16 protein-coding genes are annotated in these 16016 nt (G+C 60.7%); 6 read left to right on the top strand and 10 right to left on the bottom strand.

What is annotated here, in order from left to right:
- Window position 1: 1 nt before the first annotated feature.
- Both cobS and IG617_RS13560 read right to left on the bottom strand, forming a co-directional pair.
- Window positions 2-988 (bottom strand): cobaltochelatase subunit CobS, encoded by a 987-nt coding sequence (cobS, locus tag IG617_RS13565; RefSeq protein WP_192109756.1) that lies wholly within the window; start codon window positions 986-988, stop codon window positions 2-4.
- A gap of 78 nt (window positions 989-1066) precedes the next feature.
- Window positions 1067-1657 (bottom strand): J domain-containing protein, encoded by a 591-nt coding sequence (locus tag IG617_RS13560; protein ID WP_192109755.1) that lies wholly within the window; start codon window positions 1655-1657, stop codon window positions 1067-1069.
- A 176-nt stretch (window positions 1658-1833) separates the two neighbouring features.
- Here IG617_RS13560 and IG617_RS13555 point away from each other — a divergent pair, with 176 nt between their 5' ends.
- Window positions 1834-2136, top strand: a complete 303-nt coding sequence (locus IG617_RS13555; protein ID WP_192109754.1) for a BolA family protein — start codon at window positions 1834-1836, stop codon at window positions 2134-2136.
- Window positions 2137-2166: 30 nt separating this feature from the next.
- Here the strand turns inward: IG617_RS13555 and IG617_RS13550 are convergent, their stop codons facing one another.
- The 3 genes from IG617_RS13550 to IG617_RS13540 are packed head-to-tail and all read right to left on the bottom strand — an operon-like array spanning window position 2167 to window position 5300.
- A complete protein-coding gene (locus IG617_RS13550) occupies window positions 2167-3501 on the bottom strand; it encodes an HlyC/CorC family transporter (RefSeq protein WP_192109753.1) in 1335 nt (444 codons plus the stop codon).
- A complete protein-coding gene (aroB, locus tag IG617_RS13545; protein WP_192109752.1) occupies window positions 3498-4646 on the bottom strand; it encodes a 3-dehydroquinate synthase in 1149 nt (382 codons plus the stop codon). The genes IG617_RS13550 and aroB overlap by 4 nt, the downstream gene beginning before the upstream one ends.
- 9 nt (window positions 4647-4655) lie before the next feature.
- Complete coding sequence (locus IG617_RS13540) at window positions 4656-5300, bottom strand: shikimate kinase (protein ID WP_192109751.1); 645 nt, start codon at window positions 5298-5300, stop codon at window positions 4656-4658.
- Between the two features lie 162 nt (window positions 5301-5462).
- Between IG617_RS13540 and IG617_RS13535 the strand changes: the two genes are divergently transcribed.
- Both IG617_RS13535 and xerD read left to right on the top strand, forming a co-directional pair.
- Window positions 5463-5606: a hypothetical protein gene (locus IG617_RS13535; RefSeq protein WP_162858391.1), complete on the top strand. Its 144-nt coding sequence runs from the start codon at window positions 5463-5465 to the stop codon at window positions 5604-5606.
- A gap of 5 nt (window positions 5607-5611) precedes the next feature.
- Window positions 5612-6535 carry a site-specific tyrosine recombinase XerD gene (gene xerD / locus IG617_RS13530; protein ID WP_192109750.1) on the top strand — a complete coding sequence of 308 codons (924 nt, stop codon included), beginning with the start codon at window positions 5612-5614 and terminating at the stop codon, window positions 6533-6535.
- Here the strand turns inward: xerD and IG617_RS13525 are convergent.
- The 3 genes from IG617_RS13525 to IG617_RS13515 all read right to left on the bottom strand — a co-directional run bounded on the left by IG617_RS13525 (window position 6532) and on the right by IG617_RS13515 (window position 10403).
- The gene (locus IG617_RS13525; protein WP_209008478.1) at window positions 6532-7134 is read right to left on the bottom strand and encodes an HD domain-containing protein; all 603 of its coding nucleotides are present in this window, start codon (window positions 7132-7134) and stop codon (window positions 6532-6534) included. The genes xerD and IG617_RS13525 overlap by 4 nt on opposite strands.
- Window positions 7135-7201: 67 nt before the next feature.
- Window positions 7202-8254 carry a MaoC/PaaZ C-terminal domain-containing protein gene (locus IG617_RS13520; protein WP_192109749.1) on the bottom strand — a complete coding sequence of 351 codons (1053 nt, stop codon included), beginning with the start codon at window positions 8252-8254 and terminating at the stop codon, window positions 7202-7204.
- A 1336-nt stretch (window positions 8255-9590) separates the two neighbouring features.
- Window positions 9591-10403, bottom strand: coding sequence for a helix-turn-helix transcriptional regulator (locus IG617_RS13515; RefSeq protein ID WP_192109748.1), 813 nt, complete (start codon window positions 10401-10403; stop codon window positions 9591-9593).
- A 180-nt stretch (window positions 10404-10583) separates the two neighbouring features.
- Here IG617_RS13515 and IG617_RS13510 point away from each other — a divergent pair, with 180 nt between their 5' ends.
- The gene (locus IG617_RS13510) at window positions 10584-12023 is read left to right on the top strand and encodes an alanine/glycine:cation symporter family protein (protein ID WP_192109747.1); all 1440 of its coding nucleotides are present in this window, start codon (window positions 10584-10586) and stop codon (window positions 12021-12023) included.
- Between the two features lie 155 nt (window positions 12024-12178).
- A complete protein-coding gene (locus IG617_RS13505) occupies window positions 12179-12412 on the top strand; it encodes a hypothetical protein (protein ID WP_153771395.1) in 234 nt (77 codons plus the stop codon).
- Window positions 12413-12453: 41 nt separating this feature from the next.
- Here IG617_RS13505 and IG617_RS13500 read toward each other — a convergent pair whose 3' ends face one another.
- Window positions 12454-13344, bottom strand: coding sequence for a LysR family transcriptional regulator (locus IG617_RS13500; RefSeq protein WP_192109746.1), 891 nt, complete (start codon window positions 13342-13344; stop codon window positions 12454-12456).
- A 101-nt stretch (window positions 13345-13445) separates the two neighbouring features.
- On the opposite strand from IG617_RS13500, the gene IG617_RS13495 reads away from it, so the two are divergent.
- On the top strand, window positions 13446-13853 hold the full coding sequence (locus tag IG617_RS13495; RefSeq protein ID WP_192109745.1) for a RidA family protein: 408 nt from the start codon (window positions 13446-13448) through the stop codon (window positions 13851-13853).
- Window positions 13854-13872: 19 nt separating this feature from the next.
- Here the strand turns inward: IG617_RS13495 and IG617_RS13490 are convergent, their stop codons facing one another.
- Complete coding sequence (locus IG617_RS13490; protein ID WP_192109744.1) at window positions 13873-15882, bottom strand: protein meaA; 2010 nt, start codon at window positions 15880-15882, stop codon at window positions 13873-13875.
- Between the last annotated feature and the right edge of the window lie 134 nt (window positions 15883-16016).

Below are 16016 nucleotides of genomic sequence, written 5' to 3'. Positions count from 1 at the left end.
CTCAGCTCATCACGATGTTGGCGGAGGATTCCGGCAGTTCTTCACCGAAGCAGCGCTGATAGAATTCGGCGACCAGCGCCTGTTCCATGTCGTCGCACTTGTTGAGGAAGGTCAGACGGAAAGCGAAGCCGATGTCGCCGAAGATTTCAGCATTCTCGGCCCAGGTGATGACCGTACGCGGGCTCATGACGGTCGAGAGGTCGCCGTTGATGAAGGCGTTTCGTGTCATGTCCGCAAGGCGCACCATCTTGGAAACGGTCGCCCGGCCCTCGGCACCCTGGTAGTGCTTGGCCTTCGACAGGATGATGTCGACTTCATTGTCGTGCGGCAGATAGTTGAGCGTGGTGACGATGGACCAGCGGTCCATCTGCGCCTGGTTGATCTGCTGGGTTCCGTGGTAGAGGCCCGAGGTGTCGCCCAGACCGATGGTGTTGGCCGTGGCAAACAGGCGGAACGCGGGATGCGGGTGGATCACGCGTGACTGGTCGAGCAGGGTCAGGCGGCCGGAGGATTCCAGGATCCGCTGGATCACGAACATCACGTCCGGGCGGCCGGCATCATATTCATCGAACACAAGCGCGATGTTGCGCTGATAGGCCCAGGGCAGGATACCGTCCTTGAATTCGGTGATCTGCTGGCCGTCCTTGATGACGATGGCGTCCTTGCCGACCAGATCGATACGGGAAATGTGGCTGTCCAGATTGACGCGGATACAGGGCCAGTTCAGGCGGGATGCGACCTGCTCGATATGGGTCGACTTACCGGTGCCGTGATAGCCCGAGACCATGACGCGGCGGTTGTGCGCAAAGCCGGCCAGAATGGCGAGGGTGGTCGCCCGGTCGAAAAGATAGTCCGGATCGGCCTCCGGCACATGTTCGGACGGGGTCGAGAAAGCCGGAACCCTGAGGTCGGTCTTGAAGCCAAAGACCTCTTCCACGGAAACTTCTGTATCCGGCGTGCTCGCAGCCGCGTTCGTCATCTCAGTCATCGGTCCTCCGCTGCCTCGGCCGTGCCGGGTGGGGTGTTTTGGAAATATCTGCAGGGAAGATGCAGACTAGGTCGCGACCTAAAGGAAGCCAGCCTTTTTCAGGACATTGTAGGCCTGGATGATCTCTCGAAGACGATCTTCGGATGAGCGATCACCGCCATTGGCGTCCGGGTGGTTTAATTTCACAAGTTCTTTATAGCGCGTCTTGATTTCAGCGCCACGGGCATTTGGTCCCAGATTGAGCACATCCAGCGAGCGCTTTTCAAGAGCCAGCAGCTTGCGCTGGCGCGGTTGCCGGGTTTCGGACGCACGGCGCTGCGCGTTTGCGCGCGCTGCCGTCCGCGGATCAATTCCATCGGGACCATCGGCTGCCTGACGGTTGACGCCCATCTTCCAGGTGGGGCGGTGACCGGTCATGGAGTCCTTTTGATAGCTGCGGACGTCGTCGTCCTGCATGCCGGAAAAATAGTTGTAGGACTTGTTGTATTCCCGCACGTGGTCGACGCAGAAATTAAAATACTGGCCTTCCCGGTCGCGACCCTTGGGTGCGCGATGGGTGCCGGGACGTTTGCACCCGGGATGATCGCAGGAAGGATGTGTCTCCTCCTGCGCCTTCTCCTTGTCGGGCTTCACGCGGATGCTGTCGAATATTTTTGAGTCCAGTTTCATAAGCTAGATTATGGTCAGAGCTGAGGGCGGGAACAAGCTTTGCGATGATGCAAATTGTGGGCTGCGGCAAGCAAATTTTCGAATGCGACATTTTCGTGCCGCTGTGAGCGGCGAAGCGGGACGCATTCTACAGGATCCGTCTTGACGAAAACATGAGGCGAGGCGAAAAAGCTGCCATGAGCATGAAAGAGACTATCATCGATAAACTGAGTCAGGCATTTGCGCCAGCCTCTCTGGATGTCATTGACGAATCCGACAAGCACAAAGGCCATGGCGGCTGGCGGGAAGGCGGTGAAACGCACTTTCGCGTCCGTATCGTTTCAGAGGCCTTTTCCGGCATGAGCCGGGTGAACCGGCATCGTGCCATCAATGAGCTGCTCGCCGACGAGCTGGCGGCCAGTGTTCATGCCCTGGCCATTGAGGTGCGCGCACCTGAAGATCCCGATCCGCGCGCTGCGCGTATTTCCGGCACGTCCTGAGGGCTCAAGAAGACGCCGCTTCCGGCGGGCCTACGATCCTGCAACCGTCGGCGTTTGCGGGGGAACAACGGAAAGCGGCGGCACCTGTCGGGCTTGTTGCCCTAGCGGCATGATGCGCAGGCGGGTGACCCGGTTGCGCTCGCGCCGCAACACGGTGAAGCGGAAGCCGTGGAAAGTGAAAATCTGGCGTTCGTCCGGGATCATCCGGGCTTCATGGATTACGAGGCCCGCAATCGTCGTCGCCTCTTCGTCAGGCAATGACCAGTCCGTTGCCCGGTTGAGATCCCGGATCGGCACGGAGCCATCCACGACGACGGAGCCGTCGGCTTGAGGCCGCACGCCTTCCAGTTCCACGTCGTGCTCATCAGCGATTTCGCCGACAATCTCTTCCAGAATGTCTTCTAGCGTGACCAGGCCCATTACCTCGCCATATTCATCGACAACGAGGGCGAAATGCGACTTGTGGCGCAGGAAGGCGTTGAGCTGGTCCTGAAGCGAAGTTGTGTCCGGCACGAACCAGGTCGGTGTGATGATCTGCTCTATGTCCAGCTTTTCACTGTCGCCGCCAGCAGCATGAAGCGCGCGCAGCAGGTCTTTCGCGTGAAGAACGCCAACAAAATTGTCGGTTTCGCCCCGCCAGAGCGGCAAGCGTGTGTAGGGCGAGGCAAGGGCTGCATCGACCAGTTTCGGCAAGTCGTCGTCCGCATTGAGGGCCACCATGTTGGTCCGGTGGACCATGACGTCCGAGACTTCCAGCTCCGCCAGATCAAGCAGACCACCGATGCGGTCGCGCTCGGCCTTCACGAGGCCGCCTTCCTTGTGCTGAAGGTCGACCGCGCCGCGCAGTTCCTCGTGGGCCGACAGCACCCAGGTCTCGTCGTGAACGTCGACACCGACCAGGCGCAGCATGAGCCGGACGATAACTTCGACACCGGCGACGATCGGTCCGAAGATTGCCACGACGACACGGACGATCGGCGCCACGGCCAGGGCGAAGCGTTCCGGGTTTGAGATGGCCCAGGTCTTCGGCATGACTTCTGAGAATACCAGCACCAGTGCGGTCATGACGAGCGTTGCCAGAGCAACACCAGCCTCTCCAAACAGGTTGAGGAAGACCGTGGTTGCCAGCGCGGAGGCCAGGATGTTGACCAGATTGTTGCCCAGGAGAAGCGCCCCGATGAGGCGTTCGCGGGCGGCAATGAGCCTAGCGACCAGACCGGCGCGTTTGTCGCCGCTCTTTTCCATCTGGTGCATGCGGGCACGGGAGGCGGCGGTCAAAGCTGTTTCGGAGCCAGAAAAGAAGCCCGAAAGAAACAACAGCACAATGATGGCCGCGATTGCCAGCCAGAGGGTCAGATCGGTCATCGGGTCAGCTTCTCCGTCAGGAAGTCGCGTACGGTGGCGGGGTCGAGGCCCTTTTCGACAAAGGACCGTCCGATCCCGCGCGTGAGGATGAACGTCAGGCTGCCGCGGCTGACCTTCTTGTCCTGGGCAATGATGTCCATCAAGGTATCAGCTGGCGGCATTTGGCCCGGGATGTCTGAAATCCTGATGGGCAGGCCAACCGCACTCAGATGCGCTTCGACCCTGTCGATGGTGTCCTGTCCGATCAGGTCGAGGCGCTGCGAGAACTCGTGCGCCAGCATCATGCCGATCGAGACGCCTTCGCCGTGAACCAGCCGTTCGGTTTCGTACGAAACAGCAGATTCCAGGGAATGGCCAAAGGTGTGGCCGAGATTGAGAAGCGCCCGGCGCCCGGCTTCATGTTCGTCTTCGGCGACCACATCGGCCTTGGCCTGGCAGGACCGCGCGACTGCTTCGTCCCGCTCCGGCCCGCCGGCAAAGACGGCTTTCCAGTTGTCTTCCAGCCAGGTGAAGAAGGGCTCGTCGCCAAGCAGTCCGTATTTTGCCACCTCGGCATATCCGGCGCGGAAATCGCGCAAGGGCAGCGTGTCCAGAATGGCGGTGTCTGCTAAAACGAGATCGGGCTGATGGAACGCGCCGATCAGGTTTTTGCCATGGCGCGAGTTGATGCCGGTCTTGCCACCAACGGAGCTGTCGACCTGCGCCAGAAGCGTTGTCGGAACCTGGATGAAGCTCATTCCCCGGCGCACGGAAGCGGCAACGAAACCGGCAAGATCGCCGACAACACCGCCGCCCAGCGCGACAATGGCGTCGCCACGTTCGAGGCGGGCCGCCAGGACATCATCGCAAAGACGTTCAAAGAGTTCGAACCGCTTGGATGCTTCGCCGGCAGGCACCTTGAGAACCACATGGTCAAGTCCGGCCTCTGACAGGCTTTTGCTGAAGGCGTCCAGGTGAAGCTTCGCCACGGTCTCATCTGTAATGACGGCAAGGCGCGCGCCCGGTTTGACGGCTGCGATACGCACCCCGGCTTCCTGTAGCAGGCCGCGGCCAATGACGATGTCATAGCTGCGGCTGCCCAGATCCACGCGAACGGTTTGGAAACGTTCAGCGTCGAGATCGGCAGAGGCGGGCGTGTCAGTCATGTATTGCCTTCAGATGTCTTGTGTCGGACCGGTGTTGATATCGCCGTCCAGAAGCCGTGTTGCAAGTGCCTCGATGATCTCGTCCATGACGACTTCATGGGGCACTTCGCGTGAATGGACCGATAGGTCCGCGGTCGCATAGACCGGATCGCGCGCTGTCAGAAGCTCTCTCATGGTGCCGTCCGGATCCGGGTTTTGCAGCAGCGGACGGGTCGCTTTCTTGCGCACGCGGGTCATCACCGTGTCGAGATCCGCCTTGAGCCAGACGGAAATGCCATGTTCCGAAATGGCCTTGCGTGTCGCGTCACTCATGAAGGCGCCACCGCCGGTGGCCAGAACCTGGGGGCCTTCTTTCAGCAGCCGTGCGATGACACGCTCTTCGCCGCTTCGAAAATAAGGCTCGCCATGGGTGGCGAAAATCTCCGCGATCGTCATGTTGGCCGCTTGCTCGATTGCCGTGTCCGCATCGATGAAGCGGAGACCGAGCTTCTGGGCGAGCCGGCGGCCCACGGTGGACTTGCCGGACCCCATGATGCCGACGAGAACAATGGAGCGGTCGCCAAGTGCCTCGACAACCCGTGCCATGCGGCTGGCCGAAGGGGCCCCGCCGGTGCCGGTCGCGATTGCTGATTTTGGGTCGCTGTTGTGTTTCATGGCGGCTTTTTAGCACATTCGATCAAAAAGAAAGCTTCCCCTTGCAAAGAAACAGGCGGCGGCACAAGAGCGAAGTTTGCCGCTGCCGATCGAGACGGCTTGCGCCGATGTGACGGGCAGGGAAAACTGGCGAAATCCGATTCGTTTGAGGAGCCACCTGCCGTGCCAACCCTGACCCGTCTGATCCTGGTGCTGATCATTCTCGGTGGTCTTGGCTATGGCGCGGTCTATTCCCTGGCCAATCTGGTTGAACCCCGCGAACGGGAGATCACCGTGCGCATCAAGAAGGACGGCTTCGGCCGCTAGGGTCCGTGGCATCTGATTATTCCCTGGAGAGCTTCCTGGAAATGCTGGCCGCAGAGCGCGGCGCGGCGGAAAACACCCTGTCCAGTTATCGCAGGGACCTGGAGGATTTTTCCGACTTTCTCGGCTCCACCAAGACTGCCAAGGCCGGTGCAGACGACGTTTCCGCCTATATGAGCGATTTGACCGGGCGGGGCTTTGCGGCCACGTCCCAGGCGCGCCGTCTCTCGGCGCTGAAGCAATATTTCAAGTTTCTCTATGCGGAAGGCCTTCGGCAAGACGACCCGACCCGGTTGATGTCGGCGCCGAAAAAGCGCCAAAGCCTGCCCAAGGTTCTGACGGTCGACGATGTGGACAGGCTGATCGAGGCTGCCCGGTCGGACACACTGAAGTCCCAGAAATCGGCTGCCGCACGGCTGCGCGCGCACCGGCTCTACACCTTGCTGGAAGTGCTTTATGCCACGGGCCTTCGTGTGTCGGAGCTCGTTGCCCTTCCGGTGAGTGCCGCCATGCGCGATGCGCGGCTGATCGAGATCAAGGGCAAGGGCGGCAAGGAGCGGTTGGTGCCCCTCTCAAAGGCGGCTCAAGGCGCCATGCGTGACTATGTCGGCCTGCGCGCTGCAGAAGGTGCCTATGAGAAGAGCCCGTGGCTGTTTCCCTCACACGGTTCCAGTGGGCATTTCACGCGGCAGGCCTTCGCGCGGGATCTGAAGGATCTGGCCGGTGGCGCAGGCATCGATCGCTCGGCGATCTCGCCCCATGTGCTGCGCCATGCTTTTGCCTCGCATCTCCTGCAGAACGGCGCGGATCTTCGTGTTGTCCAGCAGCTTTTGGGACATGCGGATATTTCCACCACGCAGATCTACACGCATGTTCTGGACGAACGGCTGCAGCAGCTGGTTGAAAGCGCGCATCCGCTGGCGAAGTCCTAGGACAAGGCGGGCAGTCCGACGACCTCGCCTTCGCGGAGGTGGAGCGGGTCATAGGCCTTGCGGGCAAAGACCTCTCGCACCATTGGTTCGAAGAATTCGACCGCTTCCGTCGGATAGTCCGGGTCAAAGGACGACTGATCCCACCGCTCGCAGAAATCCGCGCAGGACCGGAAATAGATGTTGTCCTTGAAGCGGTCGCGGGCGTTCTCATCCCAGCCGTAGTGGTTGGCATAGTAGACCATCTGGAAAATGCCGTGATGTTCCACTGTCCAGGCCACTTCTTCGCGGACAAAGGGGCGAATGACCTCGGCTGAAAACCGGTCGTGGTTTTGCGGCGCCAGGCCGTCGCCAATGTCATGCAGCAGGGCGCCGACAACCCAGTCGATATCCGCCTCTTCGCGGTAGGCGCGGGTTGCAGACTGAAGACCGTGCTCCATCCGGGTGATCTTGTAGCCGGACATGGTGTCCTCACCCTGCCTGCGCAGTTCCGCCAGAATGCGGTCAGCCGTCAGCACGTGATAGGGCTTTTCCTGCTCTGCCAGCAGGTCATAGTCCGCCTTGGTGCCGTCTTTCATCTGGGTGAAGGATACGGTCTTCATGTCTGCACTCCGGAGTGTCGGTTCCCTGCCCAGAGTGACGGCTTCAGATGGGACTGTCCAGCACCGGTTATTTTGGCATCAAGGCCCAATAGTCAAAGTCGAGGATCACGTCTTCCAGGTACTTGCCGTCGGTATCCTTCAAGGGATGATCGGCGCAGGGGCGGTTCTTCGTGGCAACGAGCAGCAGGCGCAATGCGCCAACATCTGTGCGCCCTTCCAGCTCCGCCGTATCCAGGACCTCCGACCAGGCAAAGACCGTGTCGCCGGAAAACAAGGGTGCCACGTGGTGCCCGCCGTTGATCGCTGCGATATGGAAGGCGTTCCCAAGACCGTTGAACGACAGGGCCCTGGCCAGCGAAATGACATGACCGCCATAGATCAGGCGCCTACCGAAGCGGCCCTGGCCTTCCGTATGCTGGTTGAAATGAACCTTCGCCGTGTTCTGGTAAAGCCGCGTGGCGATCTGGTGCTCTGCCTCTTCCACCGTCATGCCGTCGACATGGTCGATCCTCTCGCCCTTGGCATAATCGCCAAAGCGGAAGGTGGAGCCGGCCAGATCCGTGTCCCAATGGGCAACGTCGAGCAGGGGCACTGCGTTGCCGAGGGCCTGCGGATCGAGCGCACTTGGCAATTCGGGAACAACCGGTTCCGGCGGCGGGTTGTTCGCGTCGCGCTTGTTGACCATGACCCAGCGGACATAATCCAGAACTTCGGTGCCATCGGCGGTGTAGCCGGTGGAGCGGACATAGACGACGCCTGTCCGGCCGTTGGAGTTTTCCTTCTTGCCGATGATCTCGGAAACCGCCGACAGCGTGTCGCCCGGATAGACCGGCGCAAGAAACCGTCCGCCGGCATAGCCGAGATTGGCCACCGCATTGAGCGAAATGTCAGGGACCGTCTTGCCGAAGACAATGTGGAAGGTCAGAAGGTCGTCGATCGGTGCGCGGTCATAACCGACGGCATGGGCGAAATCGTCGGAAGACTGGACCGCGAAACGGGAGCCGTAGAGCGCGGTGTAAAGCGAGGCGTCGCCTGTGGTGACCGTGCGCGGCGTCGCGTGGCGGATTACCTGACCGACGTAAAAGTCTTCGAAAAAATTGCCCGCATTGGTCTTCGCCACGTGCCTGCTCCCCGACATTCTGGTTGGTTTTTGGGATTAAACACTTCTGCAGCGCACAAGAGCAAGGCCGACGTTCGGGGGATAGTGATGGGCGTTGTCCTTTGACCGGATCACACGCCAGCGCCAGATCCGCCGCAGGATCTTTCCCCGGCGTTTTGGCTGGTCTCAGTTTCCCGTTTGAAACGGGATGGCAGGCGCTCCGGACTTGCCGGGCGATGGTTGGGAAGGTGGGATATGCAAGGCCGTCACGCCTGCCCAAGCTTCGTGTCCCAAATGACTGAGCGCGCGTCTTTCTCTTTTCTGCGCCCCGGAGGTAGAGCGTCCCCCGGTTTGCCAGATACGAGACGCATACCCGAGATCTGCGGCGTCACTCCCCGCTGCAGGTCCAAGCTGCCAGTCACCGGATAAGGCTCTGGTCCGTTACACCAGACCTCATCCTCGAAACCATGTCCCCACCACCGCGAACGGACGGTCCGCACTCGGCCCCGTGATGGCAGGAACGGGAGTGATGATACGACAGGTCCGGCAGGGGAGGATAAGTTTCGGCTATTCATAGGCAGTGGGTGTGTTTTCAATGCCTTGCGAGGGGCCTATCCCCACCCGAGTGAGGGATAAGGTTTGCTACATCCGAGTGAGGAATGAGCTCTGTTGCATCCCCTCTTTGCCTTCCCTGCGAAGGCAGGGATCCAGTAATCGCCGGCGCATCGGCATGAGCTGTGAGGTTCCGGCGTACTGGATCCCGGATCTTCGCGTTGCTGCGTCCGGGAAGGCATGGAGCAAGAGGCAAAGTCCGCAACAAACTCACTGGCGTCATCCTCGGGCTTGTCCCGAGGATCCACTCCTCCAGTTTTCGAGTTGAAGTTATTTGGATTGCCGGGACAAGCCCGACAATGACGAAGGAGGGGTTTGTTTTCAGCAGTATGGGGGATTGGCTCTGGCGCTATCCTCTTGGCCGTCATCCCCGCCTTGTGCGGGGATCCATTGGCTCCTGAAGCGTATCGAGCAAAGCAGGACGCCTGCGGCCAGTCTCCCCCCTAACACCCGTCCGGCCTACCGCAATGTGGATTGGATCCCCGCACATGGCGGGGATGACCGCCGGTGGTTCGGGGAGAGCATGGAGGACATTGAGATGTTCACTCCCGTCCACCAAACTCCGCCGTCATTGCAGGACTTGATCCTGCAATCCATGCCGTTTCGTGCCTCTAGATCGAAGCGTTGCTGCGTGGCAAGTCCACGGCATGGATGCCATGGTCGCGCCATGGCATGACGGAGCGGAGGATGGGCTTGGCTCTGGCTTCATTCGGGAGGTCGGCAAAGACGACCCCAGCTGGCCGGTTTACGACAGGGGGGCTTCCAGAACGGCGGTTCCGGCGCGCACGCCAATGGTCAACATGTCCTGGATGATATCGGGGACCTCCGGATCGTCCGGGGGATACAGGGCGCACTGTTTCATGCATGCGCGCACGTTGGGGGTCTGGCCGAGGTATTCGAAAACGATCTGGGTCGCGGCCGGCGGGTGAGGGGCTCTGGCGGCGACGCCCGACAGGACGCCGCTCAGGTATCGAATGCGATTGTTGTAGCTCGGGTAGAGGATGATCTGCATGGCTTCATTGCGCGTGAGCATCTCCATCACCGTGAGGAAAATCCGGTCTCCCAGGACGAAACAGGCGCCTTCATACTTGCAGGTGAACTCCCGTTTGCCCTTCAGGCCGATCGACTCGACGGTCTTGGCGTTGACGCCGAACGGTGTTCGGTAGATGCGCGTCAATGAGCGCAGGAACAGGCCCGGGTGGGAGAGGGAATTGTAGTAGCTGAAGTAATAGCCGAGATAGGGATCGAGCTGTTGCACGGAGCTCAGGCGAATCTCTTCACCGACCGCCGTAATCACGTTTCTTTCGGCTCTCGCGCCCGATCTTTGCGGCTTCAGTGTCACGAGATTGGAAAACCGGCCCTTGGGCAACAGGATTTCCGACTCCTCGACGCCGAAGAAGTCGCAGATGCGTCGCATCGTCCTGAGCGAGGGAAAGGTTTCTCCGCTCAGATAGCGGTTGAACTGAGAGCGGTTGATGCCTAGCGCCTCGCAGACCTCTGCGATCGATCTGTGGTAGCTGCACAAGAGACGGAGATTGACGGCAAAGTCGCTGGACATGCGGCTGACCTTCGCTAGTTGACGCTACATATGTATCATGTGGTGCCACCCGTATGCGACCCCGCAAAGCGATTTCAGGAATTTAGATGTGTAAGGTTCTCGGGTCCGGCACTCGATGTATCCGTTGCACGGTTTACTTCGAAACAGCCTGAAAATTCGAATTGAGGGGAATAAAGCACAATGGAATTTATTGAAGCGTTCTTTGGCGTCATAGGCGATCTGACCTGGGGGTGGTCCCTGATCCCCATTCTCGTCGTCTTTGGCCTGTTCATTACGATTACGACCGGCTTTGTCCAATTCGAATTCTTCGGACGCATGTGGCGCGTTTTGTCCAGCAACAACAACGCGGCAGATCCGAATGCTATCTCGGCACGAGAAGCGCTTCTCGTTTCGGTGGGTGGGCGTGTCGGCGGCGGCAATATCGCCGGCGTTGCGGTTGCTATCACGCTTGGTGGTCCAGGTGCCGTGTTCTGGATGTGGGCGATTGCCCTTGTCGGCATGGCAACCAGTCTTGTTGAGTGCTCGCTGGCGCAGTTGTTCAAGAGGCGCACGGGTGAAAACGAATGCCGCGGCGGGCCTGCGCGCTCAATCATCCATGGCCTTGGAGCAGACTACAAATGGCTGGCAGTGATCTATGCCATCTGCCTGATTGCGGCCTTTGGTCTTGGCTTCAATGCCTTTCAGGGGAACACGGTTGCAGGGGCCGTTGAAGACAGCCTCGGGATCAGCCGTTTGTGGACCGGTATCGGCCTTGCCATCGTTGCCGGCTTCATCATTTTCGGCGGTATTCACCGGATCGCCAAGGCGGCTGATGTGGTCGTCCCGATCATGGCAATCGGATATCTCCTGATGGCCGCAGTCGTGATCCTGATCAACATCGCAGATGTTCCGGCCGTTTTCATGTCGATCGTCAGAAACGCCTTCGGTTTCGAGGAAGTCGTGACCGGCGGAATGGGTGCGGCAATCGCACAGGGTCTGCGCCGCGGCCTCTTCTCCAATGAGGCTGGTCTCGGCTCGGCGCCGAATGTCGCGGCAACCGCCGAAGTCCGTCACCCGATCAGCCAGGGCATCACCCAGGCATTCTCGGTCTTCATCGATACAATCCTGATCTGCTCCTGCACGGCGTTTGTCATCCTTCTGGGCGATGTCTACGTACCGGGCGCGGAAGGTATTGATGGCGTGGCATTGACGCAGCAGTCCATCGTCTCGCATCTGGGCGGCTGGGCGCAGTACTTCCTGACGGCGGCAATCCTGCTGTTTGCCTTCTCCTCGATCATCTACAACTACTATCTCGGCGAGAATGCCCTGACGGTGATGACCGAGAGCCCGATTGCGCTGAACGTTTTCCGTGTTGCGATCATGGGCATCGTTTTCCTGGGCGCTGTCGCCCCGGGCGCAACGGCGGTGTTCTTCTTCTCGGATCCGATGATGGGCATTCTGGCGCTCGTGAACCTGCTTGCGATCATGATGCTGTTCCCGGTCGCCATGCGGTTGCTGAAGGACTTCCGTCGTCAGCTCAAGGCCGGGGTGGCCCGTCCGGTGCTCAATCCGGATGACTACAAGGATCTGGATATCGATCTTGACGCCTGGAAGGGCACTGCGCCGGCCGAGGCCAGCTGATCCAGGCATGGCGGCGGACACTCGTCTGCCAGCCAAAGCAATCTGCAAGGGGCCGCCACTGGTGGCCCCTTCGCGTTTGAGTGCCAGTTAACTCTCTTTGGTGTCAGGCCTGAAAATGTGGTAAGCGCCAGCCAAACAACATCAGGAATGCACCAGTGAGCGAACTGACCGTGGCGGATGCGACGAACCGCATCTATGAATCACTCCAGGCGGACAATGAGGACATCGATCTTCATATTGCGGCTCTCAAGCCAGCGTTGAAGCGCGAAGGCTTGAAGGAAGTCGTTCTGGATCCGTCCCGGCTTGTCCAGAACAACCGGTCCGGCCGGAAGCTGCTGCAGGCCTACTTTCGCCAGCGCGGCGTGAAGGTGTCCTTCGCGTCTTCGTGAGGCTATCCCCACGCGCGCTTAGACCGTGGTTGGAGCTTCTTTCAGAGACTTTCGACCAGGTGATCGATGAATCTTCGCACGCGCGGCTCCAGGAGGCGGCGGTGAGGATAAAGCGCCACGATCGGCACATGGGCGATGTTGATGTCGGGAAGCACCCGTTCAAGGCGGCGCTCGGCCAGATCGACCTCAATCATGAGGCGCGGCAGAATGGCGATGCCCATGCCGGCAAGGGCCGCGTCGCGCAGCGCTTCGCCGCTTTCTAGACGCAGGCGCCCACGGCCCTGCACGCGCACCCAGGTGCCATCGGCCTCTTGCAGACGCCAGCCCTGGCGTTCGCCTCTGCTGGCAAACTCCAGCGTGTCATAAAGATCCAGCTGCTCGACCCGTTGAGGGCGTGAGCGGTCCTGGAAAAAGGTCGGCGCGGCGCAAAGAACCGGTTCGTCGGTGAGCAGGGTGCGGGCGATCAAACCATCGGGCGGTGAGGTGAGCCCCACCCGAATTGCCAGGTCGAAGCCTTCATCAACCAGATTGTCGACGCGGTCGGAAAAGCTGATTTCGATCTGGACCTTCGGCCATTGCTTCAGGAATGCGGGCACAACGGGGAGCAACAGGCGCCGGCCGATGGCATCGGGGGCCGTGATCCGCAAGGTGCCCTGGGGCACGCCGGGCTTTCCGGACATGGCCTCATCGGTTGCTTCCAGCGCCGTGCGCAGTGTCAGGCCTCGTTCGTACAGCGCTCGACCTTCCTCGGTGAGGCTGAGGGAGCGCGTTGTCCGATTGAGCAGCCTTGCGCCATAGTGGTCTTCGAGGCGCGCCACCGCCTTGCCGGCTGCGGAGCGCGAGAGGCCCAGGGTTTTGCCGCCGCCAGCAAAGCTGCTGGTTTCGACGACCATCAGGAACAGCAGGATGTCGTTGATTTTCGAACCGGCCATGCGTTCAGATTGTTTCCCATTGCGCGCCACTGAGACGATCTCTAGTCGCCATGACTATTGCCTAGGTTCTGGCAGCAGACAAGCAATGAAGGGACGATGCCATGACCAACACGATTGAACGCTTGAACCCGAGCGACCTGCCTGATGCAGGCCAGGTCGGCTATTCGCAGATTTCCATCGCGGAGCCGGGACGGCTGGCCTTTGTGTCCGGACAGGTTGCCTGGACCGCGGACGGGGGAGCTGTTCCAGGGTCAATCGCGGAGCAGACGAAGGTTGTCGTCGCCAATCTGGACCGCGCGCTGCAGGCGATTGGTGCAGGCACTGCCGATATCGTGCAGATGCGGATTTACGTGGTCGATCTGGACTCCGAGACACAAGGACAAGCGATGGGGCCTCTCCTGGCGTTTCTCGATGGGGCCAGGCCGAGCCTGACCGGTATCGGTGTCAGCGCATTGGCCGGCCCGGATCCGAAGATCGAAATCGAGATGGTTGTCAGGCTGCCGGATTGACGGCGGTCAGGACCTGCATTCACGCTGCCTTTTCAGACCCTGCGGCGACGATCTTGACCACGTCGGCCATGATGTCGGTGAGCTGGAAGTCCTTCGGCGTGTAGACGGCGGCGACGCCCATGGCTTTCAGGCTGGTGGCGTCCTCATCTGGGATGATGCCGCCGACCACGACCGGAATGTCGTCGGCGCCGGAGGCCCGCAGGCGGTCCAGGACATCCCGGACCAGGGCCAGATGCGAGCCGGACAGGATCGACAGGCCGATGACGTGGACATCTTCCTCGATCGCCGCATTGGCAATCTGGGCCGGGGTCAGGCGGATGCCTTCGTAAACCACTTCCATGCCGCAATCGCGGGCGCGCACCGCAATTTGTTCCGCGCCGTTGGAATGCCCGTCCAGCCCCGGCTTGCCGACAAGGAATTTCAGGCGGCGGCCAAGCCTGGACGAAACGGCTTCGACATCGGCGCGGACAGTGGCCAGATCTCCGGCGTCGTCGCGTGCGGCCTGTCCGACGCCGGTCGGCGCCCGGTATTCGCCAAAGACCTCGCGCAGGGTGCGGCCCCATTCGCCGGTGGTCACGCCTGCCTTGGCGGCGGCAATGGAGGGCTCCATGATGTTGCGGCCTTCGCTGGCGGCCTGTTTCAGCTCTGCAATCGCCGTGTCGACAGCCGTCTGATCGCGGTTGTCGCGCCAGGCCTTGATCTTTTCGATGGCCTCTTCCTCGAAGTGCTCGGGCACGGTCAGAATGCCGCCGTCCTCGCCTGAGGCCAGGGGGGAGGGTTCGCTCTCGGTCCATTTGTTGACGCCGACAACGATCTGCTCACCGGCTTCGATGGCGGCAAGGCGGGCGGAGTTGGATTCCACCAGCTTGCGCTTCATGTAGCTGGATTCAACCGCGGCGACGGCCCCGCCCATGTCGTCGATCCGGGCGAGTTCCTCGCGGGCTTCTTCCTTCAGGGCCTCGACCTTGCGGGTGATCTCGGACGATCCGTCGAAGATGTCGGCATATTCCAGAAGGTCGGTCTCATAGGCGACGATCTGCTGCATCCTGAGGGACCATTGCTGGTCGAAGGGACGTGGCAGGCCGAGGGCCTCGTTCCAGGCCGGCAGCTGAACGGCGCGGGCCCGGGCGTTCTTGGACAGGACCACGGCCAGCATCTCGATCAGGATGCGATAGACGTTGTTTTCCGGCTGCGGCTCGGTGAGGCCGAGCGAATTCACCTGAACGCCATAGCGGAAGCGCCGGTATTTTTCTTCCTCGACGCCATAGCGTTCCCGGCAGATCTCGTCCCAAAGCTCGGTGAAGGCGCGCATCTTGCACATCTCCGTGACAAAGCGCATGCCCGCGTTGACGAAGAAGGAGATGCGGCCGACGGCGCGCGAAAAATCGTCTTCCGGAATGGCGCCGGAGGCCTTCATGCTGTCGAGAATGGCAACCGCTGTGGCAAGGGCAAAAGACAGTTCCTGAACCGGCGTCGCACCAGCTTCCTGCAAATGATAGGAGCAGACGTTCATTGGGTTCCACTTGGGCATGTTGGAATAGGTCCAGGCGATCACATCCGTGGTCAGCGCCAGGGAGGGCGCCGGCGGGAACACGTAAGTGCCGCGGGACAGATATTCCTTGATGATGTCGTTCTGGGTCGTGCCGGACAGCAGCTTGCGATCCGCCCCCTGTTCGTCGGCGACCGCGACATACAGCGACAGCAGCCAGGGCGCGGTGGCGTTGATGGTCATGGAGGTGTTCATGCGCTCCAGGGGAATATCCTGGAAGAGCGCTCGCATGTCGCCAAGGTTCGATACGGGCACGCCGACCTTGCCGACCTCACCGCGGGCCAGAATGTCGTCGGGGTCATAGCCGGTCTGGGTTGGCAGGTCGAAGGCAACCGAGAGGCCGGTCTGCCCCTTCGTCAGATTGGTCCGGTAGAGCTTGTTGGATTCGGTCGCCGTGGAATGACCGGCATAGGTGCGGAAGATCCACGGGCGATCGCGCTCTGCAGCTGCCGTGGGCGCGGAATTGTCCGGCGTGCTCATTGTCGTGTCCCTCCTCCAGGCAGCTTCGACGCAATGTCTACAGGCATGAAAAATCACGCCTTCGCCGTCTGGTGCTTCCGTTAACGGAAATCATGCCTTTTTCTCGCGGGCGTGGAAAGCCCATTTATATGCAA

It is taken from the genome of Roseibium polysiphoniae, assembly GCF_014842925.1.
In the GTDB taxonomy this organism is placed as follows: domain Bacteria; phylum Pseudomonadota; class Alphaproteobacteria; order Rhizobiales; family Stappiaceae; genus Roseibium; species Roseibium polysiphoniae.
Note: the sequence above shows the minus strand (reverse complement) of the source record. Positions and strands in the feature narration are given on the sequence as shown.

Excerpts from the sequence above, each read along its gene's own strand:
- IG617_RS13555 (WP_192109754.1), top strand. The coding sequence starts at position 1,834 with ATGAGCATGAAAGAGACTATCATCGATAAACTGAGTCAGGCATTTGCG.
- IG617_RS13515 (WP_192109748.1), bottom strand. The coding sequence starts at position 10,403 with ATGTCCAGCGACTTTGCCGTCAATCTCCGTCTCTTGTGCAGCTACCAC.
- IG617_RS13510 (WP_192109747.1), top strand. The coding sequence starts at position 10,584 with ATGGAATTTATTGAAGCGTTCTTTGGCGTCATAGGCGATCTGACCTGG.
- IG617_RS13540 (WP_192109751.1), bottom strand. The coding sequence starts at position 5,300 with ATGAAACACAACAGCGACCCAAAATCAGCAATCGCGACCGGCACCGGC.
- IG617_RS13500 (WP_192109746.1), bottom strand. The coding sequence starts at position 13,344 with ATGGCCGGTTCGAAAATCAACGACATCCTGCTGTTCCTGATGGTCGTC.
- IG617_RS13550 (WP_192109753.1), bottom strand. The coding sequence starts at position 3,501 with ATGACCGATCTGACCCTCTGGCTGGCAATCGCGGCCATCATTGTGCTG.
- IG617_RS13490 (WP_192109744.1), bottom strand. The coding sequence starts at position 15,882 with ATGAGCACGCCGGACAATTCCGCGCCCACGGCAGCTGCAGAGCGCGAT.
- aroB (WP_192109752.1), bottom strand. The coding sequence starts at position 4,646 with ATGACTGACACGCCCGCCTCTGCCGATCTCGACGCTGAACGTTTCCAA.
- IG617_RS13495 (WP_192109745.1), top strand. The coding sequence starts at position 13,446 with ATGACCAACACGATTGAACGCTTGAACCCGAGCGACCTGCCTGATGCA.
- IG617_RS13560 (WP_192109755.1), bottom strand. The coding sequence starts at position 1,657 with ATGAAACTGGACTCAAAAATATTCGACAGCATCCGCGTGAAGCCCGAC.
- cobS (WP_192109756.1), bottom strand. The coding sequence starts at position 988 with ATGACTGAGATGACGAACGCGGCTGCGAGCACGCCGGATACAGAAGTT.
- IG617_RS13525 (WP_209008478.1), bottom strand. The coding sequence starts at position 7,134 with ATGAAGACCGTATCCTTCACCCAGATGAAAGACGGCACCAAGGCGGAC.